General features: G+C 44.8%; 1 pseudogene. It reads left to right on the forward strand.

Annotated features, from left to right (window positions below):
• Positions 1 to 74 precede the first annotated feature (74 nt).
• Positions 75 to 1,251 (forward strand): annotated as a pseudogene (locus ACW12G_RS02350) (peptide ABC transporter substrate-binding protein); the annotation flags it as partial.

The following is a 1,251-nucleotide window of genomic DNA, read 5'->3' on the forward strand; positions in this document are numbered from 1 at the left end:
TAAAATAATGAGCTTGTCATATTATTTAGGTTAGATTATAATTAGTTTTATTAAGTAATAAGGAAATAGGATGTATGAAAAATTGGCAAAAATTTGCAGCGGGTGGCGCAGTTGTCGTCGTTGCAATAGCAGGAACGCGTGCTGCAGGTCACTGGGGCCCATCTTAAACAAAAGATCGTCAGGAATTACACTTTTCACTACCGACACCATTAAACGGGCTAGATACTGCAACCGTCACGGATGAGTATTCAATGGATATTGTGGGGAATGCTGGGGAAGGTCTGATGCGTGCTGATAAAAACGGCACGCCACAACCAGCACAAGCCAAGTCGGTTAAGGCGTCTGCTGATGGTAAAACCTGGACCATCACGTTGCGACCAGACTTGAAGTGGTCAGATGGGTCAGCATTGACAGCAGATGATTTTGTTTATGGTTGGCAACGCGCTAACGATCCGGCAACAAAGTCGGAATATGCGTATTTGTATAGTGGGGTTAAAAATGCCGATAAAATCCAAAGCGGTGACGCTGACAAGAAAACTTTGGGCATTAGCGCTAAAGGCAACGTTTTGACCGTCACCTTAGAAAAGCCGCTCCCGCAGTTTGAAAGTCTATTGACCTTCCCAACATTTTTCCCACAGCAGCAAAAGTTTGTGGAAAAGCAGGGCAAGCAATTTGCCACCACTGCGGCCAAGTCTTTGTATAATGGCCCGTATAAGTTTGAAGGTTGGCAAGGGACGAACAACCAGTTTAAGCTTGTGAAGAATGAGCATTATTGGGACGCCAAAAACGTTAAAACACCAGAAATTGATTTCCAGGTCATTCAAAAACCTGAAGTGGCCGTACAAATGTACAAGACTGGTAAGCTAGATGCAGCGCTAGTGAATACACCGCAGTTAGCACAGGCCAACAAAAACAATAAGGGCTATCGCGTCACGCCACAAGCGACCACCGTTTATTTAGCTTATAACCAAAGCGGTAGCGTGAAAGCCTTGACGAATGCTAAAATCCGACAAGCGTTGAATTTGGCGACAAATCGTTCTGAATTGAACTCACAAGTGCTATCTGGTACGTCAACAGCAGCAAATTCCTTTACACCAAAGGGCTTGAGTCAAGCTAATGGAGAAGACTTTGCAACGTATGCCAAGCAAGATTATGCATATAATCCAACTAAGGCGCGCGAATTGTTCAAGGAAGGGCTGGCTGAACTTGGGGTCAACGCTGTCACGTTGGAAATTGAAGCAGACACTGACC

The organism is Leuconostoc sp. (genome assembly GCF_965300815.1).